The organism is Variovorax sp. WDL1, from assembly GCF_001541225.1.
In the GTDB taxonomy this organism is placed as follows: Bacteria; Pseudomonadota; Gammaproteobacteria; order Burkholderiales; family Burkholderiaceae_C; genus Variovorax.
Genome location: NZ_LMTS01000238.1, coordinates 87287 through 109269 on the forward strand (window position 1 = coordinate 87287; position 21983 = coordinate 109269).

At 68.1% G+C, this 21983-nt stretch carries 22 protein-coding genes, 1 tRNA gene and 1 pseudogene; 12 read left to right on the plus strand and 12 right to left on the minus strand.

The window, feature by feature from the left end:
• Positions 1-38: 38 nt before the first annotated feature.
• From APY03_RS29435 to APY03_RS29475, 10 genes are all read right to left on the minus strand, one after another.
• Positions 39-395, minus strand: a complete 357-nt coding sequence (locus tag APY03_RS29435; RefSeq protein WP_068682593.1) for a hypothetical protein — start codon at positions 393-395, stop codon at positions 39-41.
• Positions 396-491: 96 nt separating this feature from the next.
• Positions 492-764, minus strand: coding sequence for a hypothetical protein (locus tag APY03_RS29440; protein ID WP_146039362.1), 273 nt, complete (start codon positions 762-764; stop codon positions 492-494).
• A 205-nt stretch (positions 765-969) separates the two neighbouring features.
• Complete coding sequence (locus tag APY03_RS29445) at positions 970-2517, minus strand: AAA family ATPase (protein WP_068682597.1); 1548 nt, start codon at positions 2515-2517, stop codon at positions 970-972.
• Positions 2518-2551: 34 nt separating this feature from the next.
• Positions 2552-2815, minus strand: coding sequence for a hypothetical protein (locus tag APY03_RS29450; protein ID WP_068682599.1), 264 nt, complete (start codon positions 2813-2815; stop codon positions 2552-2554).
• A gap of 127 nt (positions 2816-2942) precedes the next feature.
• Entirely contained in the window at positions 2943-3380 is a 438-nt protein-coding gene (locus APY03_RS29455; protein WP_068682601.1) for a helix-turn-helix transcriptional regulator, read from the minus strand.
• A gap of 71 nt (positions 3381-3451) precedes the next feature.
• A complete protein-coding gene (locus APY03_RS41900) occupies positions 3452-3829 on the minus strand; it encodes a hypothetical protein (RefSeq protein WP_146039364.1) in 378 nt (125 codons plus the stop codon).
• Entirely contained in the window at positions 3826-5088 is a 1263-nt protein-coding gene (locus APY03_RS29460; protein ID WP_068682603.1) for a tyrosine-type recombinase/integrase, read from the minus strand. The genes APY03_RS41900 and APY03_RS29460 overlap by 4 nt, the downstream gene beginning before the upstream one ends.
• 197 nt (positions 5089-5285) lie before the next feature.
• Positions 5286-5359: transfer RNA gene (locus tag APY03_RS29465), tRNA-Gly, on the minus strand.
• 160 nt (positions 5360-5519) lie between these two features.
• Positions 5520-6863 carry an NADP-specific glutamate dehydrogenase gene (gene gdhA, locus APY03_RS29470; protein WP_068682605.1) on the minus strand — a complete coding sequence of 448 codons (1344 nt, stop codon included), beginning with the start codon at positions 6861-6863 and terminating at the stop codon, positions 5520-5522.
• A 126-nt stretch (positions 6864-6989) separates the two neighbouring features.
• Positions 6990-7361 (minus strand): DUF2784 domain-containing protein, encoded by a 372-nt coding sequence (locus APY03_RS29475; protein ID WP_068682724.1) that lies wholly within the window; start codon positions 7359-7361, stop codon positions 6990-6992.
• 174 nt (positions 7362-7535) lie between these two features.
• Here APY03_RS29475 and alaS point away from each other — a divergent pair, with 174 nt between their 5' ends.
• From alaS to APY03_RS29490, 3 genes are all read left to right on the plus strand, one after another.
• Complete coding sequence (gene alaS / locus APY03_RS29480) at positions 7536-10160, plus strand: alanine--tRNA ligase (protein WP_068682726.1); 2625 nt, start codon at positions 7536-7538, stop codon at positions 10158-10160.
• Between the two features lie 105 nt (positions 10161-10265).
• Complete coding sequence (locus tag APY03_RS29485; RefSeq protein WP_174262803.1) at positions 10266-11312, plus strand: 2-dehydropantoate 2-reductase; 1047 nt, start codon at positions 10266-10268, stop codon at positions 11310-11312.
• A gap of 5 nt (positions 11313-11317) precedes the next feature.
• On the plus strand, positions 11318-12571 hold the full coding sequence (locus APY03_RS29490) for a D-amino acid dehydrogenase (RefSeq protein WP_068682609.1): 1254 nt from the start codon (positions 11318-11320) through the stop codon (positions 12569-12571).
• Here APY03_RS29490 and APY03_RS29495 read toward each other — a convergent pair.
• Complete coding sequence (locus APY03_RS29495; protein ID WP_068682611.1) at positions 12562-13323, minus strand: transporter substrate-binding domain-containing protein; 762 nt, start codon at positions 13321-13323, stop codon at positions 12562-12564. The two genes, APY03_RS29490 and APY03_RS29495, sit on opposite strands and share 10 nt — an antisense overlap.
• Before the next feature lie 163 nt (positions 13324-13486).
• Between APY03_RS29495 and APY03_RS29500 the strand changes: the two genes are divergently transcribed.
• The gene (locus tag APY03_RS29500; RefSeq protein ID WP_068682613.1) at positions 13487-14164 is read left to right on the plus strand and encodes a hypothetical protein; all 678 of its coding nucleotides are present in this window, start codon (positions 13487-13489) and stop codon (positions 14162-14164) included.
• Positions 14161-14808: an RES family NAD+ phosphorylase gene (locus tag APY03_RS29505; RefSeq protein WP_068682615.1), complete on the plus strand. Its 648-nt coding sequence runs from the start codon at positions 14161-14163 to the stop codon at positions 14806-14808. The genes APY03_RS29500 and APY03_RS29505 overlap by 4 nt, the downstream gene beginning before the upstream one ends.
• Positions 14809-14817: 9 nt before the next feature.
• Here APY03_RS29505 and APY03_RS40770 read toward each other — a convergent pair.
• A pseudogene (locus tag APY03_RS40770) lies at positions 14818-15225 on the minus strand (substrate-binding domain-containing protein); the annotation flags it as partial.
• Positions 15226-15388: 163 nt separating this feature from the next.
• Between APY03_RS40770 and APY03_RS29510 the strand changes: the two are divergent.
• From APY03_RS29510 to APY03_RS29540, 7 genes are all read left to right on the plus strand, one after another.
• A complete protein-coding gene (locus tag APY03_RS29510) occupies positions 15389-16363 on the plus strand; it encodes a Bug family tripartite tricarboxylate transporter substrate binding protein (RefSeq protein WP_068682727.1) in 975 nt (324 codons plus the stop codon).
• A gap of 161 nt (positions 16364-16524) precedes the next feature.
• Positions 16525-17346, plus strand: coding sequence for an SDR family oxidoreductase (locus APY03_RS29515; protein WP_068682617.1), 822 nt, complete (start codon positions 16525-16527; stop codon positions 17344-17346).
• 37 nt (positions 17347-17383) lie between these two features.
• A complete protein-coding gene (locus APY03_RS29520; RefSeq protein ID WP_068682618.1) occupies positions 17384-17938 on the plus strand; it encodes a cupin domain-containing protein in 555 nt (184 codons plus the stop codon).
• Positions 17939-17958: 20 nt separating this feature from the next.
• On the plus strand, positions 17959-18831 hold the full coding sequence (locus APY03_RS29525) for an alpha/beta fold hydrolase (protein ID WP_068682620.1): 873 nt from the start codon (positions 17959-17961) through the stop codon (positions 18829-18831).
• Between the two features lie 24 nt (positions 18832-18855).
• Positions 18856-19683 (plus strand): IclR family transcriptional regulator, encoded by an 828-nt coding sequence (locus APY03_RS29530; protein WP_083944640.1) that lies wholly within the window; start codon positions 18856-18858, stop codon positions 19681-19683.
• A 10-nt stretch (positions 19684-19693) separates the two neighbouring features.
• Positions 19694-20527 (plus strand): SDR family oxidoreductase, encoded by an 834-nt coding sequence (locus APY03_RS29535; protein ID WP_068682622.1) that lies wholly within the window; start codon positions 19694-19696, stop codon positions 20525-20527.
• The coding region (locus APY03_RS29540) for a thiamine pyrophosphate-binding protein (RefSeq protein WP_232324464.1) at positions 20520-21983 on the plus strand (1464 nt) is incomplete at its 3' end. The genes APY03_RS29535 and APY03_RS29540, both read left to right, overlap by 8 nt.

Below are 21983 nucleotides of genomic sequence, written 5' to 3' on the forward strand. Positions count from 1 at the left end.
TCGGCAGACCGTGACGAACTAACTTCACAGCGCGCCCTTCAGATGTCGCGCGGCGGCATGCCCGCTTCGGTCATCGCATCGCAGAACTGCTGCAGGGTCAGGAAGCCCACGGCTTGCGTGCTCAGGGGCAGCAGATCAGCGTCGCCGTCCCGGCACAACGCGGCGCGGGCGCAGATTTGGTCGGCCAGCGCGTGTGGCATGCCTGCGGCGACGCATCTCTGCAGGAGGCCGGCGACCAAGCGGCGCATTCGGCCTCTGCCTTGCTCATCAGCACGGCCGGCCTCCAGCGGCAGATAGGCGCATTCGAGCGCATATTCGAACGTCGCTGCAGGACTCAGCCACACGCTGCCGTCCTCGGACTGTGTCGCGGGCTTCTGGTTCGGGTCGATGTTCATGGTGGCGGTCCTTCGTCGTATTGTTTCGGGCGTGCTCATGGCGGTCCTCATTCGGCCGCGTTCATTCCTTCGGTTGTGGTCCGAGCGACGTGCGGTTCATTTCGCGGGCCATCTCGGGTTGTCATGCCACGGGAACCGCATGCCCGGGTTGCGGCGTTCGAGATAGGCGCGAACCAGTTCGTTGAACCGTGCGTTGATTGCCTTCACCTCGGCGCGCGTCAGCTTGCGGTCGGGCACGGGCGGCAGCAGATCAGCGCCCACGTTCACGCTCAACATCAGCAGGTCGGTGGCGGCGTCGAAGGCGCGGCAATCGGTGTCGGTGGTCATGGCGTCTTTCTGGTTCTGGTCGAGACGGCGGTCGAAGTTCATGGCTTCGGTCCTTTCGCGGTGGTTGAAATCAATGAGCCGCCTCGCCGCCTCGCCGCCGCCTCGCCGCGTCAATTTGGCGAAGCGGGGCCGCGCCTGAGAGAGGAAAGAGAGAGGCCGCCTCGCCGACTCTCTTTTCTCTTAAAGGCGGCGAGGCGGCGGCGGCGAGGCGGTGAAACGTCCGCTGATGGCGAGGCGGCGGCATGGTTCAGGCCCGGCCCGCCGCCGCCTCGCCGGCTGCACTCTTTCTGGGCTTGGGCGGCGGCGCGAGCTTTACATCGTTGGGCAGGCGCACGCCGCGCCGCAGCGGATGCAGGTAGGTCCGCGCACCATGCTCGGGTGGGTTGGGCAGCAGGCACTCGACGACGAGACCGGCATCGATCAGGGCCGACACGACATCGCGGGCAGGTTGGCGGGTCACGTCCATGCGTGCCTGCATGACCTGCACCGCTGTCTCGCGCGAGAGCCTGACGCCCTGCTCGAACTCGCTCAGCAGGAGGTTCAGCCCCTGCTCGTTGCGGGCCTTCAACTCGACAACCGCGTCAACGGGCTCGGCGCGGTCAGCCTTGCCGATGTTGGTCGGCCGGGGTGGGACCCTTTCGATGGAATGACCCTCGCGCTCGAAGAAGTAGTGCGCATCGGGCGGCGCCGCGTACTGACAGCGCACGACCGCCATCTCATAGCCGTAGCGCGGTTTCTCGATCGGCCGTCCAGTCAGCGCCCGCCACTGCTTGGCGTCCTCGGCACGATGCATGACCCATTCCATGCGACAGCCGTCGGGAAGCGCCGATCCGTTGCGGCTGCTGTACATGCTGAATTCGCGCGACTTGGCCGGCCCCTGGCCGGTGTGGTGACTGAAGATCGACGCGCAGCGGATCATGTCCCGCACGATCCGACCGGACTCGACGATGCCCTGCTCGCTGTCATTCACCCGGGACTCGCCCGCCGCGAAGCTAATCGTCGGGTCGAACATGGTCGCAACGACCTCCTGATCCCGCGACGCATTGCCGATGATGATCGGCAGCTCGGAGGGCACCACGAGGTTGTCCTTGACCGCCGACAGCTTCGCCTTCCCGCCGGTCACGTCGCTGATGCGCACGCGGTCCAGCACGGTCTTGATGTCGCGGTCGCTGAGCGCCATCGCCCGGCAGATCTGGCGCACGGTCGCGACGACGACGTGCTTCGGGTCCTCGCCGGTCAGGAACAGCACGCGGCCCGGTTTCAGGATCGCGTGCCCGAAGAACGGCCGGCCGAGGGCGATGCAGACGGCCATCCACAGCAGCCAAACCGTCTTGCCCGTCCCGCCGCTGCCGACCAGCAGGGCGAGATCCGCCCACAGGAAGCCCTCGATGATCTCGGCCGGGGTCAGGTCTGCCGCCATCAGCTCGTCGAACGTAACCGGCTCGGGGAACGTCCACACGGCGCGCGCTGCCGCCTGCAGCGGAGCCTGCTGGTCGAACATGACGCTGCGCTCGTCGATGCGGTCACGACCATTCAACGGGGGCAGCTCGGCGCGCTCGGTGAGGATTCGGCGGCCGGTGTCGATCACCGATTGCCGAAAATCCGGGGCAAGTCCCAGTGGAAGCGGATTGTCCCAGGCGGCCGGACTGCGAACGGCGTCAACCGACAGGCCCATCGGTTTGAACACTCGCGCGAGTGTCGCGTCGTCCGCCTGCAGCCGCTCGGCCAGGAAGCGGCAAGCGTCCCCCAGGGTCGTGACCAATTCGGACGCGGAGCTGTTCGGTAGGGCGCTCATGACCGAGCCCCGGTGGTGTGGAGAGCGTCGTCGCTCATGATTGGCTCCCCGGTCTCGCATCGACAATGAGCCGCGCAACCCGCGCCTCGATCAGTTCGCCAAGTGTCTGCTGCGCTTCGGCGCCCAGGGCCACAGTGCGCAGCGCCGCGGCCGCGGCGAGCAGACGGCGGTACTCTGCACGTGCCGCGATGGCTTCATCTACTCGCCGCGTGAGCAGTTGTTCGATGCGCTCGATGCGCTGGAAGTGCTGGTCCATCGTGACCGGGAGCGGCCAGAACGGATGGTTTGCAGTTGCCATGGATTCGCCTCCATGGCCGGGGGCCGTTGAGAGGTCCTCAGTTGCAGGTGACTGGTGACACGCCTAAACTGGCGTCGGGTTTTCTGTCATCACCTGCGGCCGGTCGCCCCTACAGCGCCCGGCCGTTTTATTGGGTCGCGGGAAGATCAGCCTCGCGCGGCCGGCCACGTCCCCTTAGGGGCGATGCGTCGGCAGGGGCATCCTGCGCGCACACCACGCCGTGGGCCTCGGCCTGCTTGCGCAGGTGCTCGCGAACCTGCCAAGCAACCCAACGGCGGCCTCGCTCGCCGTGCGAGATGGGTTGCGGGAACCTGCCGCCCTTCACCTTGCGATCAATGGTCGAGACTGAATCGCCAGTGAGGGCGATGACAGTCGCGGTCGTCAGCAAGGCATAGTCCACGCTCAGCAGTGCCAGGGGCTGCACGCGGTCGCCCTTGGTCCAACGTGGGCCGCCCGGCGTCGAGAGGACCGTGCCCTTGCGCTTCGCAGACGGCTGGCCTGGAGATGGGTTTGATGCTTCGGACTTCATGGTGCCGCCATTGAACTTCAGGAGAACCCGTTGCATCAAGGATGTAGGTTGTGGACTCATAGAGCCAACCTTTCAGCGAATCTCGACGAATATTCGAATGTCGAGTTTCACTTCCACCGAAACCGCGGAAACGGCCGATTGTTCTCGTCATTCCATTCGTAGAGGTACGCAAGAATTGTTCGCTCTCTTCTGGCGAGGACCGACGCAAGAACCCTGGACATTTCTGCGAGGCTTTTGTGCTGGCGAAAATTGGCCGAGGCCCAGTCGTGAGCGCGTTTCCTCGTTCCGCTTTGCCTGCGCTTGGCGCGCAAATCTTCGAGTTCATCGGTCAGGCGGGAGGCCTCGGCGGACCACCGATCCACATCGCGTTGCAGCGTGAACCCGTCTCTGATAGCTCGCAGGAACGCGGCGTGCACGTCACCCTTTGCGGCATTCAGGCGACGGCGAGCTTCTGCTTCGACGGCCTTGCTGACTCTTCCTGTCAACGCGTAGCCCCGATGCGCACGACCTTGGCAGCCTTCGCCCGTGCCTTCGGAGGCGCCGCCAACACTTCGAGGTAGTTGCCCCAGACAGTCATCGCCTCTTTGCGCTGCTTGGTCCACTGCGTGCGGTCGTAGGCGCTGCCGAGAGGGCCGGTCTTGCCATGGCCCAGCAGCTCTTCGAGCACAGCCTCCGGGATGTCGTGATGCTCGGCGAGAACCGTTCGCGCGACGGCGCGAAAGCCGTGCGCGGTCATCTGTTCCTTGCTGTAGCCCAGGCGTCGCAAAGCGGCGTTGACGGTACCGTCGGACATCGGCCGTTCGGCCGTGCGCTCGGACGGGAAGACGTACTTGCCGCCGCCCGTCATGTTCTCCAGCCGCCGCAGGCACTCGATGGCCTGAGCCGACATGGGCACGACGTGCGGCTTGCCCTGAACTTTCGCTCGCAAGGTGCGCTTCATCTCATGGCTCGGGATGGTGATCGTCTGCTTTTCGAAGCTCACCCAGTGCCATTGCATGCCCCGAAGGTTGCCGGGCCGCTGAAAGAGCAGGGCGCTCAACCACAAGGCCTCACGCGTCACGCTGCGCCCGTAATAGGAATCGATGGCACGAATCAACCCCGGCAGGTGCTCGACTTCGGTGATGGCTCCGTAGCTCTTCTGGATCGGTGCGCGGATTGCGCCGCGCAGGTCTACCGACACGTCGCGCTCGGCCCTGCCGGTCTGCACCGCGTAGCGCAGCACCTGTGATGCGTACTGCCGCAGGCTGGTCGCGGTTTCATGCATACCGCGTTTCTCGACTATCACCAGCGGCGCAAGCAGGATTGGCGCGGTGATCTGCGTCACAGGCAGGCCGCCGATGCGCGGGAACAGGTGCCGGGCCTGCATCGCGAGCCACTTGTCGCGGTGGGCAGTCTGCCATGCGAGCGGGTTGCGCTCGTGGAACTCGCGGGCGATGCCTTCGTAGGTGTTCACGGCAGCGACGCGGGCGCGTTCCCGCTCGACTTCCCGTTGCTGCTGCGGATCATGCCCGTCCCGCAGAAGGGCCTTGGCACGTTCACGCTCTGCCCGTGCGTCGGGCAATTTCACTGCAGGGTAGGGGCCGATGCCGTAGCGGCGTTCACTGCCGCCGTGGCGATATTTCAGGTACCAGTACCGCGCACCGTTGGCATTGACTTCGAGGAACAGGCCCCCGCCGTCGAAGTGCTTGCCCTGGGGGGCTGCGTCACACTGCTTGACGGTCAGAGGGGCGATCTGCTTGGGCATCTCAGGGGGCTCCTGCTGTTTTGGGGGCGTAAATTCGGCGTTGGGGGCGTTCTTCGCCCCTTTGCCCCCACCTGCGCCCCCAAAAGGGTTGAAATTCCGTGATGTTCAATGCATCCCGGTAATGCCCCAATTATCCCAATTCTTCAATGAAAAAGGGCCGCTTTTGGCGGCCCATGGTGTTCGATGATGTGCAAATGTGGAGCGGGTGAAGGGAATCGAACCCTCGTATGAAGCTTGGGAAGCTGCCGTTCTACCATTGAACTACACCCGCAGCGGGTGCGGATTGTACCCGTCCGGATGGCCGTCCGACCGCAACAGTGCAAGCCGCGATGGCTTCCGGAACAGGGGGGCCTTCAGCGAAGCGGCAATTCGTCGCCGGCCTTCAGCGTCAGCATCTGCCCAGCCCGGTTCTCGCTCAGCACCGGCATGGGTCAGACGACGCCCTGCGCCAGCATCGCGTCCGCCACCTTGACGAAGCCCGCGATGTTCGCGCCATCGACATAGTTGACGGTACCGTCGGCCTGGGAGCCATGCTGCACGCAGGTCTGGTGGATGCCCACCATGATGTCGTGCAGGCGGCGGTCGACTTCCTCGCGCGGCCACGACATGCGCATCGCGTTCTGGCTCATCTCCAACCCCGACGTCGCCACGCCGCCGGCATTGCTGGCCTTGCCCGGTGCGTAGAGCACGCCGGCATCCTGCAGCCGCTTGATTGCGTCCATCGTCGTCGGCATGTTGGCACCTTCGGCGACGCACTTGACGCCATTCGCCACCAGCATGGCCGCATCGTCGGCGCCCAGTTCGTTCTGCGTGGCGCAGGGGAGGGCGACATCGACCGGCACGACCCACGGCTTCGTGCCGGCGCTGAAGTTGGTCTTGGTGCGATCGGCGTAGTCGCTCACCCGGCCGTAGAGGTGGTTCTTGACCTCCATCAGCTCGGCGAGCTTTGCGGGGGTGAAGCCATCCTCGTCGATCACGGTGCCGCTGGAGTCGGACACGGTCACCACCTTCGCGCCCATCGCCATGGCCTTCTGCACTGCGTACTGCGCGACGTTGCCCGAGCCCGAGACGCTGACGCGCAGCCCTTCGAAACTGCGGCCGGCACGCTTGAGCATCTCCTCGGCGAAGTACACCGTGCCATAGCCGGTGGCCTCCGGACGGATGAGCGAGCCGCCGAAACTCAGGCCCTTGCCGGTGAACACGCAGTCGGCGCGGTTGCTGAGCTTCTTCATCATGCCGGCCATGAAGCCGACCTCGCGGCCGCCCACGCCGATGTCGCCGGCAGGCACGTCGGTGTCGCTGCCCACATGACGGAACAGTTCGGTCACCAGCGCCTGGCAGAAGCGCATGACCTCGCCCGGGCTCTTGCCCTTGGGATCGAAGTCCGAGCCGCCCTTGCCGCCGCCCATGGGCAGCGTGGTCAGCGCGTTCTTCAGCGTCTGCTCGAACGCGAGGAACTTGAGGATCGACAGGTTGACCGACGGATGGAAACGCATGCCGCCCTTGTAGGGGCCCACCGCCGAGCTGTGCTGGATGCGGTAGCCCCGGTTGACCTGGACGTCGCCGTGATCGTTGGTCCACGCGATGCGGAACATCACGATGCGCTCGGGTTCGATCAGCCGCTCGAGCAGCCCATGCTCCGCGTACTTGGGGTGGGCGGCGATGAAGGGCCAGAGGCTCTCCATGACTTCCGCCACCGCCTGGAGGAACTCCGGCTGTCCTGGGTTGCGGCTGGCGACGTGGGCGAGAAAGTCGTGTACCGAGGTGTGTCTCATCTGATGGCTGTTCCTTGCGAAATCGAATCGGACTCGAATATTCAGGTCCGAAATGTCCAGCCCGTCGGGGTCGCAGGCCGGCATGGCGACACCTTAAACGATCTCACAGGGGGACCCGAACCCCCGTCAGGCACCGCGCCGGCGCCACCGCAGAAGAAGCCGGGCATAGATGCCTACGTTCAGCAGGACGACGAAAACGCCCACGCCGACTTGCCACTCCCGGGTCATGGCCTCGGGGTAGATCACCCCCAGCAGGTAGTGCTGGACGAAACCGCCCTCGTAGCCCGTGTCGCCGGCTTCGCGCCGCAGCGTGTTCTCCAGCGGCGTGAGCGGGCAGTCGGAGCCGGTCCAGGAAATCCAGGCAGCCCATGCCACGGCCGGCAGGTGCAGCAGCGCCGCCAGCGGCCAGCGCCACACCAGCGCGCCGCCGGCCAGGACGAAGACGATGAAGAGGCCGTGCAGCAGCAGTACGGCGTCTGCGAGCAGGCGGGGGGTCATGGCCGCGAGGGTCGCACGGGCGCGGCCTTTCGGCAAAGGCGCGCCCGCATGGCCGCAGGGGCAGCGTGGGCAGGGCCAAACCTATAATCCACGGCTCAGCAGATCAATGGTCAGGTGGGTTCGATGCAGGGGCTGCCCGCAGCCGGCCGCCTCTCTCAGAACTCCAACCCCAAGATGAGCCAGCCCACCTTCAGCGTCGCGGACATCCGCAAGTCCTTCCTCGATTTCTTCGCCTCCAAGGGTCATACCGTGGTGCCGTCGAGCTCGCTGGTTCCGGGCAACGATCCGACCCTGATGTTCACCAACTCCGGCATGGTGCAGTTCAAGGACGTGTTCCTCGGCACCGACAAGCGCCCTTACGTGCGCGCGGCCTCGGTGCAGGCCTGCCTGCGTGCCGGCGGCAAGCACAACGACCTGGAGAACGTGGGCTACACGGCGCGCCACCACACCTTCTTCGAGATGCTGGGCAACTGGAGCTTCGGCGACTACTTCAAGCGCGAATCGCTGAGCTGGGCCTTCGAGCTGCTGACGCAGGTCTACAAGCTGCCGGCCGAGCGCCTCTGGGCCACGGTCTACCAGGAGGACGACGAGGCCTACGATATCTGGACGAAGGTCATCGGCCTGCCGCCCGAGCGCGTGGTGCGCATCGGCGACAACAAGGGCGGGCGCTACATGTCCGACAACTTCTGGATGATGGCCGACACCGGCCCCTGCGGCCCGTGCTCCGAGATCTTCTACGACCACGGTCCCGAGGTGGCGGGGGGGCCGCCCGGTTCGCCCGATGAAGACGGCGACCGCTATATCGAGATCTGGAACAACGTGTTCATGCAGTTCGACATGCAGCCCGACGGCAGCGTCAGACCGCTGCCCGCGCCGTGCGTCGACACCGGCATGGGCCTGGAGCGCCTGGCCGCGATCCTGCAGCACGTGCACAGCAACTACGAGATCGACCTGTTCGACCGCCTTGTCAAGGCCGCGTCGCGCGAGACCGGCGAGAAAGACCTGCACAACAAGAGCCTGCGCGTGATTGCCGACCACATCCGGGCCACCGCCTTCCTGGTGGCCGACGGCGTGATCCCCTCCAACGAGGGCCGCGGCTACGTGCAGCGCCGCATCGTGCGCCGCGCCATCCGCCACGGCTACAAGCTGGGCCAGAAGAAGCCCTTCTTCCACAAGCTGGTGCCCGAACTGGTGGCGCTGATGGGGGAGGCCTACCCGAAGCTCGTGGCCGACGAACAACGCATCACCGAGACGCTGAAGGCCGAGGAGGAGCGCTTCTTCGAGACGCTCGCCAACGGCATGGAGATCCTGGATGCAGCCCTGGCCGGCGGCGCCAAGGTGCTGCCGGGCGAGGTGGCCTTCAAGCTGCACGACACCTACGGCTTTCCGCTGGACCTCTCGGCCGACGTCTGCCGCGAGCGCGGCGTGGATGTCGATGCCGCCGGTTTCGATGCCGCGATGGAAAAGCAGAAGGCCGCTGGCCGCGCGGCCGGCAAGTTCAAGATGGAGCGCGCCGTCGAGTACGCGGGCGCGGCCAATGCCTTCACCGGCTACGAGCACGTGGAAGAGAAGGCCCGCGTGCTGGCCCTCTACGTCGAAGGCGCGCCGGTTCAGGAACTGAAGGAAGGCCAGCCCGGCATCGTGGTGCTCGACACCACGCCCTTCTACGCCGAGAGCGGCGGCCAGGTCGGCGACCAGGGCGTGCTGGTGGCCGAAGGCCTGCAGTTCGGCGTCGACGACACGCAGAAGATCAAGGCCGATGTCTACGGCCACCACGGGACGCAGACGCAGGGCACGCTCAAGGTCGGCGACACGGTCACGGCCCGGGTCGACACGGCGCTGCGCGCCGCCACCATGCGCAACCACAGCGTGACGCACCTGATGCACAAGGCCCTGCGCGAGGTGCTGGGCGGGCACGTGCAGCAGAAGGGCTCGCTGGTCGACGCCGACAAGACGCGCTTCGACTTCGCGCACAACGCGCCAGTGACAGCGGCGCAAGTCCTCGAGATCGAGCGCCGCGTCAACGCCGAGATCCTGGCCAACCAGGCCACGCAGGCGCGGGTGATGGACATGGAGTCGGCCCAGCAGACCGGCGCCGTCATGCTCTTCGGCGAGAAGTATGGTGAGACGGTGCGCGTTCTCGACATCGGCACGAGCCGCGAGCTGTGCGGCGGCACGCACGTGGCGCGCACCGGCGACATCGGCCTCTTCAAGATCGTGAGCGAGGGCGGCGTGGCCGCCGGCGTGCGCCGCATCGAGGCGGTGACCGGCGCGAATGCGCTGGCCTACCTGCAAGAGCTCGAGGCCACGGTCAACAGCGTGGCCGCCACGCTCAAGACACCCGTGCCCGAGGTGCAGCCGCGCCTGGTGCAGGTGCTGGAGCAGGTGCGCGCGCTGGAACGCGAGGTCGGCGCGCTCAAGGGCAAGCTGGCTTCCTCCAAGGGCGACGAGTTGCTGGCCCAGGCGGTGGAGGTCAAGGGCGTCAAGGTGCTGGCTGCCAAGCTCGACGGCGCCGATGCCAAGACGCTGCGCGAGACCATGGACAAGCTCAAGGACAAGCTCAAGACCGCAGCCATCGTGCTGGCGGCGGTCGATGGCGCCAAGGTCCAGATCGCGGCCGGCGTCACGGCCGACAGCATCGGCAAGCTCAAGGCCGGCGAGCTGGTCAACTTCGTGGCGCAGCAGGTGGGCGGCAAGGGCGGCGGCAAGGCCGACATGGCAATGGCCGGCGGCACCGATGCTGCCGGGCTTCCGAAGGCGCTCGCCTCTGTGCAGGACTGGGTCGCGCAGCGGGTCTGACGCCCTGCCCAGCCGGGCGCGTCCGTGCCATAGTCGCGCGGATGCAAGGGGCTTTCCGGATCGATTTCGACTTTCTCGTGCCGCCGCGGGCGGCCGCCTCTGTCCATGGCTGAAGTGCCGCCGGTCGACGTCCTGGTGATGGGGGCGGGCGCCATCGGCTGCTATATCGGCGGCAGCCTCGCGTCCGAGGGCGTGCGAGTGCTCTTCGTCGGCCGTCCCCGCGTGCTCGTGGCGCTCGAGCGGCACGGCCTGCGGCTCAGCGACCTGGACGGCGGCGAGCGGTACATGCCGCCCGGCAGCCTGCGCGTGGCGGAGCGGATTCCGCCCGGCGTGCGCCCGGGCCTGGTGCTGCTGACCGTGAAGAGCGGCGCCACAGCGCAGGCCGCGGCGGAGCTCGGCGAGGCGCTGCCGCCGGGCACGGCGGTGATATCGCTGCAGAACGGCATCTCGAACGCCGCTGCAGCGGCACAGGTGGCGCCCCGGCTGCGGGTGCTGCCGGGCATGGTGCCGTACAACGTTGCCGAGATCGGACAGGGCGCATTCCACCGCGGCACGGCCGGCCGCCTGGCCGCGCAGGACGACGCGCTGCTGCGGCCCTGGCTGGCCGTGTTCGAGAGCGCCGGCGTGCCGATCGACCGGCACGCGAACATGCTGCCGGTGCAGTGGGGCAAGCTGCTGCTCAATCTCAACAACCCGATCAATGCGCTGTCCGGCCTGCCGCTGCGCCAGCAGCTGATGGACCGCGGCTACCGCCGCTGTCTCGCGGCCCTGATGGACGAGGCGCTGGAGGCGCTCGCATGGGCGCACATCAAGCCGGCGCAGCTGGCGGCGGTGCCGCCGCGCCTCATGCCCACGATCCTGCGCCTGCCCGATCCGCTGTTCAAGGTGGTCGCGGCGCGCATGCTGCGCATCGACGAGAAGGCGCGTTCCAGCATGGCGGACGACCTGGCGCTGGGCCGCCGTACCGAGATCAATGAGCTGTGCGGCGAGGTGGTGCGGCTTGCGCGCTCGAACGGCGCCCGCGCACCGCGAAGCGCGAAGATGGTCGAGCTGATCGAGGCGTGGCCCAGCCGGCCGCAGCCGCTCTCGGCGCAGGAACTGATGTCGGCGCTGGGCCTGGCGCAGGACGCAGATCATTCTCGAAAAGGCTAGGCGGCATGCATGTCCTGATCCTCGGCAGCGGCGTCATCGGCACCACGGTGGCCTATTACCTCGCGAACGCGGGCCACGAAGTCACGGTACTCGAGCGCCAGGACGGTCCCGCGCTGGAGACCAGCTACGCCAACGCGGGCGAGGTCTCGCCCGGCTACTCGGCGCCCTGGGCTGGGCCGGGCGTGCCGGCGAAGGCCGTCAAGTGGCTGCTGATGCGCCACAGCCCGCTGGTGGTGCGGCCCATGCTCGATCCGGCCATGTGGCGCTGGGGCATCGCGATGCTGTGCAACTGCACGCAGGCACGCTACGAGATCAACAAGAGCCGCATGGTGCGGCTTGCCGAGTACAGCCGCGATTGCCTGCGGCAGCTGCGCGCCGACACCGGCATCCGCTACGACGAGCGCTCGCTGGGCACGCTGCAGCTGTTCCGCACGCAGAAGCAACTCGACGGCACGGGCAAGGACATCGAGATCCTCAAGGCCTATGGCGTGCCCTACCAGTTGCTCGACCGCGAGGGTTGCGTGCAGTACGAGCCTGCGCTGGCCGCCGTGCGGCACAAGTTCGTGGGCGGGCTGCGCCTGCCGGGCGACGAGACGGGCGACTGCTTCAAGTTCACCCAGGGCCTCGCGCGGCTGGCAGTGGCCGCGGGGGTGCGCTTCCGCTTCGGCGTGACCATCACCGACATCGCGCGCAATGCCGAGGGCGTGGCCGCGGTCCATACCGATGACGGCCCCTTCCATGCCGACCGCTACGTGGTCGCGCTGGGCAGCTATTCGCCGCTCCTCCTCAAACCGCTGGGCATCCGCTTGCCGGTGTACCCGGTCAAGGGCTTCTCGATCACCGTGCCGATCACCGATGCCGCAATGGCGCCCGAGTCCACGGTGATGGACGAGACCTTCAAGGTCGCGGTAACGCGCCTGGGCGCACGCATCCGCGTCGGCGGGACGGCGCAGCTGTCGGGCTACGACCTGCGCCTGAACGACCGGCGGCGCGACACGCTCGAGCACGTGGTCACCGACCTGTTCCCGGAGGGCGGCAGCGTCGAAGGGGCAGAGTTCTGGACGGGCCTGCGGCCGATGACGCCCGACGGCACGCCGCTGCTGGGCGCCACGCCGATTCCCAGGCTGCTGCTGGCGACCGGCCACGGCACGCTGGGCTGGACCATGGCCGCAGGCACGGGGCGGGTGATGGCCGACCTGCTCGCGGGCCGCCAGCCCGAGATCGACATGGAAGGCCTGGGCCTCGAACGCTACGCCTGAGAAGGTGCGAACGCGCCCGCCGGCGCCACGCTCGCACCCTGGATGCGGTGGCGCGCCAGCGCCTCGGCCACGAAGCCGCCGGCCTTCATCTCCTCGACGTAGGCGGCCAGCGCCGCAGCCGCTTCGGCGCCGCGCGAGGCCGGCGTGCCCATGGCCTGCTGGATCACCATGAAGCGCCCGGGCAGCAGGCGCAGGCCCGCCGTGCGCGCGGCTTCGGCCTCGAGCACCTGGCGGATGCCCGCGGCCACCTCCACCTCGCCCGCCTGCAGGCTGTCGAACACGCCCTGCGCACCCTGCACGCGCACCAGCTGTGCCTTGCCGATCCCGCGCGTGAGGAAGAGGTCGTAGGCGCTGCCCGCGCCGACCGCGATACGGATGCCCTCGCGGTCCACATCCTCGTTGCGCTGGAGCTTCGAGCCGGCCGGCACCAGGTAGCTCCCTTCGATCAGCACATAGGGCGCCGTGAAGCGCAGCCCCTCGCTGCGTGCCGGATCGATGGCGAAGAAGCCGATGTCGGCCTTGTCGTTGCGCACAGCGTCGACCGAGGCGGCGGCCTTCTCGAACACCACCAGCTCGATCGGCACGCCCAGGCGCTGCGCGAAGGCGCGCGCCAGGTCGACCGAGACGCCGACCGGATCGCCGGTCGCGGCGTCCTTGTTCGCGAGGATCGGGTTGCCGAGGTTGATGGAGGCGCGCAGCACGCCGGTGGGCGTGAAGGCGCGGACGATCGGGGAGGGGAGGGAGGTGCTCATCGTCGCTTTCTTCGGTTGCGCCGCCCGCCGGGATTCGCTTGGCAGCCGGCGGCTCGCCCAGTGTAAGTTGACGATCCCCCGCGAGGGCAGTCCTCAGCCCCCGAGTTTGATCGGGTTGATGTGAATCTGTAGAATTAGATCAAACGGATCAAGCGAGGCCTCCATGAGCACAACCGATCTCACCGCAAAAATGCAGGGCGACCTGCTGTCGCTGGAGCCCTATACCTCTGCACGGGCGGCCCGAAAGACCAGCGCGCGCAAGTTCCTGCTGGAGATCAAGGACGAGGCGATCTCGAAAGTGCTGCTCGCCTCGTTTCCGATGCTGGAACGCGCGCTGCTCGAGAAGACTGCCCAGGCCCGCGAGCGCCGCATCGAAGCCGTGGTCGACTTCATGGCGGGGCAGATGGTGCTGCCCAGCGAGATCGACAGGGAGATGGCCCAGCGGCTCGCCAAGCGGCATGCCCGCGTGCTGAACGAGTTCGGGTACTTCACCGCCGAGCAGTTGGCCGACGCCAACCGCTCGCAGGCGAGCAGCCGCAGTGCATTGGTGGACAACTGGCGCAAGCGCCGCCAGGTATTCGCCGTGCCGCATCCCGACAAGAGCGCGCGCGAGCGCGACGTGTACCCCGCGTTCCAGTTCGAGGACCACAAGCCGATCAAGGCGGTGCAGGCCGTGCTGGAAGCCTTCGGCGATCGCCGCGCGCCCTGGAAGCTCGCGCTGTGGTTCACCTCGAACAACGGCTGGTTGCCCGGCAGTGCCCGGCCCGTCGACCTGCTGGCATCGAATCCGCAGGCCGTGATCGACGCGGCGCGGCGCGATGCTGAAGCGAGTGCGGCTTGAGTTGCCGCGCGCCCGCACCGCCCCTCGACCCTCTCTTCGATCGCTGGCCCGCCGGTGCGCTGATCCACGTCATCCACGACACGGCCTTCGCGCCCGAGAGCTTCAACCCCGGCGCCGATAGCGCCGGCGCGTTGCGCAAGCCCACGCGTTTTGCGCCCATCCGCGATGCCAAGGGCCGGGTCGTGCCCTATCTCTACGGCGGTGCGACCCTGGACTGTGCGATCTTCGAGACGGTCTTTCACGACGTGCCGATCGACGCGCCCGACAAGTTCGTCGCCCTCGACGATTTCGCGCAGCGCGGCCATGGCCAGCTCGTGCCCCGCCGCGAGCTCCTGCTCGTGGACCTGACGAGCGAAGGGCTGCACCGGCTCAAGGTGCCGAAGGAGGAGCTCATCGCCAGCCCGGCACGCGACTACGTGGACACCGCCAGGTGGGCCGAGGCGCTGCATCGCCAGTGCAAGGATGCCGATGGCCTGGTGTGGATGTCGCGCCAGCGCGATCGCGACAAAGCATTGCTGCTTTTCAGCGACCGCGTGAGGGGCGTTCTTTCGGGAACGCGCATTGGCGGGCCGCTGGCGCGCAATGATGCGTTGCGCCAGGCCATCGTGGCCGCGGCGCTGCGCGCCGGTATCGATGCGTCCTGACGTCCAGGGCCTGGCCGCTGCCGGCTCGAGCCCGCTCTTGACGATCGCCGGCACCGCCTGCGGCGAGGTGAAGTAGCGAATCAGCTGCTTCGCCGCATCTGGCTGCCGTGCAGTGCTCGAGATGCCGGCCGAGAACACGGTGACGCGCTGCACTTCCGCCGGCAGCGGCCCGATGTAGTCGATGCCTGGGATCGGCAACAACTCGCTGACTTGCTGCAGTCCGAGCGCAGCCTCGCCGCGCGCAACCACCGAGCCGACCCGCTCGCTCAGGATGCGTCGGCTCTTGGGCTTCACCTGTTCCTCGATGCCGAGCTTCTTGAGCAACTCGGTCTCGTAGTAGGTGCCGCTGGCGCTGGCGGAGTAGGCGATCGAGGGCGCGGCGAGCAGGGTGCGCTTGAGTGCGTCGACCGTGCCGATGGCACTCAGGCAGCTCAGGGAAAACGCGCCCGCTCCTAGGGTTTGTACCTAGACAGCTGAGGCGCTTCGGGATTATTCTTCGTGTGTCCGTTCCATTAATAAATCAATGTTTTACTAATGGAACAAACAAGCCACTTACCAGACCCCGGATCGAACCACGATGATGAAGCCCACCCGTCGCCAGGCGCTCGCGCTGGCCGTTTCCATTGCTGCCACCGGCGCTGCCGCTCCGGCCTTTGCGCAAGGCTATCCTGCCAAGCCGATCACCATCGTGGTTGCCTACCCGGCGGGCGGCGACACCGACGCGCTCGCGCGCCTCTTCGCCGAGAAGCTGGCCACGCGCATCGGACAGGCGGTGGTGGTCGACAACCGGCCCGGCGCCAGCGGCGTGATCGGCAGCAGCTTCGTGGCCAAGGCCCCGGCCGACGGCTACACGCTGCTGCTGGCGCCCAGCACTTTCTCGATCGCGCAGCTGGTGCTGAAGACCGGCGGCAGTACGGGCTACGACGTACTCAACGGCTTCACGCCGATCGTGCAAGCCGGCACGCTGCCGCTGTTCCTGGCGGCAGGGTCGGCCTCCGGCTTCAAGAGCCTCAAGGACGTGCAGGCCAAGGGCCAATCGCTCACCTACGCCAGCCCGGGCAGCGGCTCGCCCATGCACATCCTGGGCGAGATGGTCAACAAGGCCTCTGGCATGAGCCTCGGCCACGTGCCCTACAAGGGCGTGGCGCCGGCGGTCAACGACGTGCTGGGTGGCCATGTGCCGCTGACCTACATCACCTACGGTCCGATCGCGCCACACCTGGCCGGCGGCAAGATGCTGCCGCTCGCGGTCGCCGACCGCGCCCGTTCGCCGCTCGCGCCCAGCGTGCCCACCTTCGCCGAGCTGGGCTACAAGAACGTCGAGGTCACGGCCTGGCACGGCCTGTTCGGCCCCAAGGGCCTGCCGCCCGAGATCGTGAAGACGCTCAACGGCCACATGAACGAGATCCTCAAGATGCCCGACGTGGTGTCGAAGATGGCGGTTCTCGGTGCCTTGCCGCTGGGCGGCGCGCCGGAGGTGCTGGCCAAGACCAACGCCGCCGATTTCGAACGCTTCGGAAAGATCATCAAGGAGCTCGGCATCCAGGCCGATTGATATGGCTCTCCCCCAGGTTGGCCCACTTCGTGTGGCCGCCCACCCCCTTACCGGGGGCAACACCAGCGGCCCGGCGAAGCCGGTTCCGCGGTGTTCCACCAACGGGCCGCGCTTCGCGGGCCAAGTGCGACGCGAGGGTGCAACGTTTCTGGAAGTTGTTCATGAGTACTGAAAGCATCAAGGCCATCCCCGATCCCGACAGCCTGCAGGCCCTGCTGGCCGAGCTGCCGGCCAACCTGCTTGCCGGCCGCCGCGTGCTGGTGACCGGCGCCGCGCGCGGGCTCGGGCTGGCGTTCGCCAAATGCATTGCCGCCGCGGGCGCGTCCGTGGTGCTGGCCGATATCCTGTCGGAACTCGCCGACACCGAGGCGCGGGCCCTTCGCGAGGCCGGCTTCAATGCCCATGCGCTGGCGCTGGACCTGTGCGATGCGGCCTCGATCGAAGCCTGTGCCGCTGCCGCGGTGCAAGCGCTCGGCGGCCTCGACGGCTTGGTCAACAACGCCGCGATCACGAACTCGGGCGGCCGCGACGCCCATGCGCTGGACATCGAGACCTGGGACCGCGTGATGGATGTCAACGTGCGCGGCACCTGGCTCATGAGCCGCGCCTGCCACTCGGCGCTTGCACAGAGCGGGCGCGGCGCGATCGTCAACCTCGCCTCGGACACGGCCCTGTGGGGCGCGCCCAAGCTGCTCGCCTATGCCTCGAGCAAGGGCGCCGTGATCTCGATGACCCGCTCGCTCGCACGCGAGTGGGGCGAGTCCGGCATTACCGTCAACGCCGTCGCGCCCGGGCTCACGCTGGTGGAGGCCACCGAGTACGTGCCGCTGGCGCGCCACCAGAAGTACCTCGAGGGCCGCGCCCTCCCGCGCGAGCAGCAGGCGGTGGACGTCTGCGGCGCGGTGCTCTTTTCTCTCTCCGGCCTGGCGCGCTTCATGACCGGCCAACTGCTCGCCGTCAACGGCGGCTTCGTCATGCACTGATGCATGGATCTGCACTGATTTCCCCAAGGAGTTTTCGATGAGCGATTTGTCCGAGCAAAAGAAATTCGACGACAGCAAGGTCGGCGAGACGCTGCGCCGCCCTGAAGGCGCGAGCCTCGAGGCGTGGATGAACACCCGTATCGCGCGTTACTCGACGCGCAAGTACGACTGGGACGCGCTGAAGTTCCAGGCCGACCTCGATCCCAAGTTCCGCCGCGCGCAGATGCGCTACGTGGGCACCGGCGGCACCGGCGTGGCGAGCGACGTCAACACCATCCCGGCCGAGAGCTTCACCTTCTCGACCATGGTCATCCCGGCCGGCCACGAAGGCCCGCCGCACCTGCACGTCGACGTGGAAGAAGTCTTTTTCGTGCTGCGCGGCAAGCTCAAGGTGGTGCTGACCACGCCCGAGGGCGAGCGCTACGAGACCGTGCTGACCGACCGCGACCTGATCTCGGTGCCTCCGGGCGTGTACCGCGAGGAGATCAACATCGGCGACGAGGATGCGCTGATGTGCGTGATGCTCGGCGCGAAGAAGCCGGTCACGCCGACGTATCCGGCCGATCATCCCCTGGCCAGTATCAAGCGCTGAACGAGCGGGACAACGCAGCCATGAGCGATGCAGCCGTGATCGACGCCCAACCCCTGCCGGCTTCCGAGCTGGCCCGCCTCGATGCGCGCTTCCCGGCGCGCAGCGTGCCGGTACAGGGCGGGTCCTTGGTGTCGGTGCGCGAATGCGGCGCGGGACGAGCGATCGTGTGCCTGCACGGCATCGGCTCGGGCTCGGCCTCGTGGCTGGACACGGCGCTTCTGCTCGAAGGCGAGGCGCGGCTGATCGCGTGGGATGCACCGGGCTACGGCGAATCGACGCCGCTCGCAGCGCAGGCGCCCACCTCGCGCGACTACGCGCAGCGCCTGCATGGCCTGCTCGATGCGCTGGAGATTGCATCGTGCGTGCTGGTCGGCCATTCGCTCGGCGCGCTGACGGCTGCAGCTGCGGCGCGCCCCGGTTCGCCGCTGGCGTCGCGCATCTCGAAGCTGCTGCTGATCAGCCCGGCAGCGGGCTACGGTGCGGCGAGCCGCGCGCAGTCGCAGGGCCGCGTGCGTGCAGAACGCCTGGGCACGCTCGATGAACTCGGCATCGCCGGCATGGCCGCGAAGCGCTCGGGACGGCTGGTCTCGGCGCATGCGAGCGATACCGCGCGCCAGTGGGTGCGCTGGAACATGGCGCGCCTGCACGACACAGGCTACCGCCAGGCCGTGGAGCTGCTGTGCGGCGCCGACCTGCTGGCCGACCTGCCGCCAGCCATGCCGGTGCGCGTGGCCTGCGGCGCGCTGGACGTGGTCACCACGCCCGAGGCCTGCGCCGAGGTGGCAAGGCAGTGCGGCGTGCCGCTCGAACTGGTGCCCGAGGCGGGCCACGCGAGCTACGTCGAGCGGCCCGCCGCAGTGGCCGCGCTGCTGCGCGATGCCCTTGCAGACTGATCGATCCACAAGCACGAGAGACCTATGAGCAACGACCTGATGGAAGAGGGCGCCGACCGCTACAACGTGCCGGCCCTGGAACGCGGCCTTCGCATGCTGTGCGAGTTCAGCCGCGAGAGCCGCACCCTGTCCGCGCCCGAGCTCGCGCGGCGCTTCGACCTGCCGCGCTCGACCGTGTTCCGCCTGCTCAGCACGCTGGAGAACATGGGCTTCCTGGAGCGCGCCGAGGGCGGCCGCGACTACCGCCTGGGCCTGGCCGTGCTGCGCCTGGGCTTCGAGTACCTGGCTTCGCTGGAGCTCACGCAGCTGGGCACGCCGCTGCTCAACCGCCTGTGCGAGGAGCTGCGCACGCCCTGCAACCTGGTGGTGCGCGACGGCCGCTCCATCGTCTACGTGGCGAAGGTCGCGCCGCCCACGCCGTTCGCGAGCTCGGTCAGCGTCGGCACGCGCCTGCCGGCCCACGCGACCGTGCTGGGCCGCATCCTGCTGGAAGACCTGACGCTGCCGCAACTGCGCGCGCTCTACCCGGAGGACAAGCTGGAGACCTTCTCGCCGAGCACGCCCAAGACCGTCAACGAGCTCTTCGACATGGTCCAGGCCGACCGCGAGCGCGGCTACGTGCTGGGCGAGGGCTTCTTCGAATCGAACATCTCCACCATTGCCGCGCCGGTGCGCGACCACAGCGGCCACATCGCCGCCGCATTGGGCGCAACCATCACCTCCGGCCACATCGACGAGAACCGCATGGACGACATGGTGCGCCGCGTGCGCGAAACGGCCGACGAGATCTCGGGCCTCCTGAACTACGCGCCCGCCAGCAAGGCCAAGGTGGTCCCGCTGCGCAGCGCCTGAGGCCGACGACATGCCTGCATCCACTTCCTCCTTCTTCGCCGCCGACGCGCTGGCCGGGCGCGTCGCCGTAGTGACCGGCGGCTCGTCGGGCATCGGCCTCGCGACCGTCGAAGCCTTGCTCGGCTGCGGCGCCGCGGTCGCGCTGTGCGGCCGCAATGCCGAGCGGCTCGAGCGCGCGGTGGCCGGACTGCGCGAGGCCCGGCCCGAGGCCAGGCTCTTCGTGCAGACCTGCGACGTGCTGGACCCGGCTTCGGTGAGGGCCTTCGCCGCGTCCAGCGAGGCCGCGCTGGGCCCGGCCTCGATGCTCGTCAACAACGCCGGGCAGGGCCGCGTCTCCACTTTCGCCGACACGACGGACGCGGCCTGGACCGAGGAGCTGCACCTCAAGTTCTTCTCCGTCATCCATCCCACCCGCGCCTTCCTGCCGCAGCTCGCGGCGCAGCGGGCGGTGTGGGGCGATGCCGCCATCGTCTGCGCCAACTCGCTGCTGGCGCGCCAGCCCGAGCCGCACATGGTCGCGACCTCGGCCGCACGCGCGGGCCTGCTGAACCTGGTGCGCTCCATGGCCACCGAGTTCGCGCCGCAGGGCGTGCGGGTCAACGGCATCCTGATCGGCCTGGTCGAGTCGGGCCAGTGGCGCCGACGCTTCGAGGCACGCGAAGACAAGTCGCTCGACTGGTCCGCCTGGAGCGGCCAGCTCGCGCAGAACAAGCACATCCCGCTGGGTCGCCTGGGGCTTCCGGACGAAGCCGCGCGCGCGATTCTTTTCCTGGCCTCGCCCCTCGCGTCGTACACGACGGGCAGCCACATCGATATTTCTGGAGGCCTGTCCCGTCATGCATAACCCATCCACCCCCGCGCAGGTCACGGTCGGCGCCGTCGTCGCCGCCTTCCTCGAGCAGTGCGGCGTCAAGGCGGCCTTCGGCGTGATCTCGATCCACAACATGCCGATCCTCGATGCCTTCGCCCAGCGCGGGGCCATCCGATTCATTTCCGCACGCGGCGAAGCCGGCGCGGGCAACATGGCCGACGCCTACGCCCGCTCCACCGCCAGCCTCGGCGTTTGCGTGACCAGCACCGGTCCGGCGGCGGGCAACATCGCCGGCAGCATGGTGGAAGCCCTCACCGCCGGCGCGCCCGTGCTGCACATCACCGGCCAGATCGAGACGCCTTACCTGGACAAAGGCATGTCCTACATCCACGAGGCGCCGGACCAGCTGACCATGCTCAAGGCCATCTCCAAGGCCGCCTTCCGCGTGCGCAGCGTCGACAACGTACTGGGTACGCTCAAGCGCGCGGTGCAGGTCGCGCTGACCGCGCCAACGGGGCCCGTCAGCGTGGAGATCCCGATCGACATCCAGTCGGCGTTGACCACGATGCCGGCCGACCTCTCGCCGCTGCCCATCGAGGCCGCAGTGCCCTCGAAGGCCGGGCTCGATGCGCTGGCCACCCGCCTCGCGGCCGCCAAGCGCCCGATGCTGTGGGTCGGCGGCGGCGCGCGCCGCGCCGGCGCGGCCATCCAGCGGTTGCAGAAGCTCGGCTTCGGCGTCGTGACGACCACGCAGGGCCGCGGCACGGTGCCCGAGGACGACCCGGGCTCGCTCGGTGCCTACAACATCCAGAAGCCGGTCGAGGACTTCTACCAAAGCTGCGACGCGATGCTGGTGGTCGGCTCGCGCCTGCGCGGCAACGAGACGCTCAAATACGAGCTGAAGCTGCCGCGCCCGCTGTACCGCATCGATGCCGACGCGGCGGCCGAAGGCCGCTGCTACCCGAGCGACGCCTTCGTCTGCGGCGATGCCGCGCTGGCGCTGGAAGGGCTGGCCGACCGGCTCGAAGCGCTGCAGTACAAGGCCGATCCGGCGCTGCTCACCGACCTGCGTGCCGCGCACGAGCAGGCGGTCGCCGCGCTGCGCGACGGCCTCGGCCCCTACGCCGAGCTCGTGCGCCAGATCCAGTCCGTGGCCGGCCGCAACTTCAACTGGGTGCGCGACGTGACGGTCTCCAACAGCACCTGGGGCAACCGCGAACTGCGCATCTTCGAGCCGAGCGCAGGCGTCCACGCCACGGGCGGCGGCATCGGCCAGGGCATGCCCATGGCCATCGGCGCGGCCATCGGCGCGGCGGTCACCGGCTCGGGCCGCAAGACCTTCTGCCTGGCCGGCGACGGCGGCTTCATCCTCAACCTGGGCGAACTCGCCTGCATGGTGCAGGAAGAGGCACCGATGGTGATCGTGCTCATGAACGACAAGAGCTACGGCGTCATCAAGAACATCCAGGACGCACAGTACGGCGGCCGC

What these genes read in the sequence shown, in the direction of transcription:
- APY03_RS29440 (WP_146039362.1), bottom strand. Translation starts at nt 764, where the DNA reads ATGAACTTCGACCGCCGTCTCGACCAGAACCAGAAAGACGCCATGACC.
- APY03_RS29435 (WP_068682593.1), bottom strand. Translation starts at nt 395, where the DNA reads ATGAACATCGACCCGAACCAGAAGCCCGCGACACAGTCCGAGGACGGC.
- alaS (WP_068682726.1), top strand. Translation starts at nt 7,536, where the DNA reads ATGAGCCAGCCCACCTTCAGCGTCGCGGACATCCGCAAGTCCTTCCTC.
- APY03_RS29490 (WP_068682609.1), top strand. Translation starts at nt 11,318, where the DNA reads ATGCATGTCCTGATCCTCGGCAGCGGCGTCATCGGCACCACGGTGGCC.
- APY03_RS29520 (WP_068682618.1), top strand. Translation starts at nt 17,384, where the DNA reads ATGAGCGATTTGTCCGAGCAAAAGAAATTCGACGACAGCAAGGTCGGC.
- APY03_RS29450 (WP_068682599.1), bottom strand. Translation starts at nt 2,815, where the DNA reads ATGGCAACTGCAAACCATCCGTTCTGGCCGCTCCCGGTCACGATGGAC.
- APY03_RS29500 (WP_068682613.1), top strand. Translation starts at nt 13,487, where the DNA reads ATGAGCACAACCGATCTCACCGCAAAAATGCAGGGCGACCTGCTGTCG.
- APY03_RS29515 (WP_068682617.1), top strand. Translation starts at nt 16,525, where the DNA reads ATGAGTACTGAAAGCATCAAGGCCATCCCCGATCCCGACAGCCTGCAG.
- APY03_RS29495 (WP_068682611.1), bottom strand. Translation starts at nt 13,323, where the DNA reads ATGAGCACCTCCCTCCCCTCCCCGATCGTCCGCGCCTTCACGCCCACC.
- APY03_RS29510 (WP_068682727.1), top strand. Translation starts at nt 15,389, where the DNA reads ATGAAGCCCACCCGTCGCCAGGCGCTCGCGCTGGCCGTTTCCATTGCT.
- gdhA (WP_068682605.1), bottom strand. Translation starts at nt 6,863, where the DNA reads ATGAGACACACCTCGGTACACGACTTTCTCGCCCACGTCGCCAGCCGC.
- APY03_RS29535 (WP_068682622.1), top strand. Translation starts at nt 19,694, where the DNA reads ATGCCTGCATCCACTTCCTCCTTCTTCGCCGCCGACGCGCTGGCCGGG.
- APY03_RS29485 (WP_174262803.1), top strand. Translation starts at nt 10,266, where the DNA reads ATGGCTGAAGTGCCGCCGGTCGACGTCCTGGTGATGGGGGCGGGCGCC.
- APY03_RS29530 (WP_083944640.1), top strand. Translation starts at nt 18,856, where the DNA reads ATGAGCAACGACCTGATGGAAGAGGGCGCCGACCGCTACAACGTGCCG.
- APY03_RS29475 (WP_068682724.1), bottom strand. Translation starts at nt 7,361, where the DNA reads ATGACCCCCCGCCTGCTCGCAGACGCCGTACTGCTGCTGCACGGCCTC.
- APY03_RS29445 (WP_068682597.1), bottom strand. Translation starts at nt 2,517, where the DNA reads ATGAGCGCCCTACCGAACAGCTCCGCGTCCGAATTGGTCACGACCCTG.
- APY03_RS29460 (WP_068682603.1), bottom strand. Translation starts at nt 5,088, where the DNA reads ATGCCCAAGCAGATCGCCCCTCTGACCGTCAAGCAGTGTGACGCAGCC.
- APY03_RS29525 (WP_068682620.1), top strand. Translation starts at nt 17,959, where the DNA reads ATGAGCGATGCAGCCGTGATCGACGCCCAACCCCTGCCGGCTTCCGAG.
- APY03_RS29455 (WP_068682601.1), bottom strand. Translation starts at nt 3,380, where the DNA reads ATGCAACGGGTTCTCCTGAAGTTCAATGGCGGCACCATGAAGTCCGAA.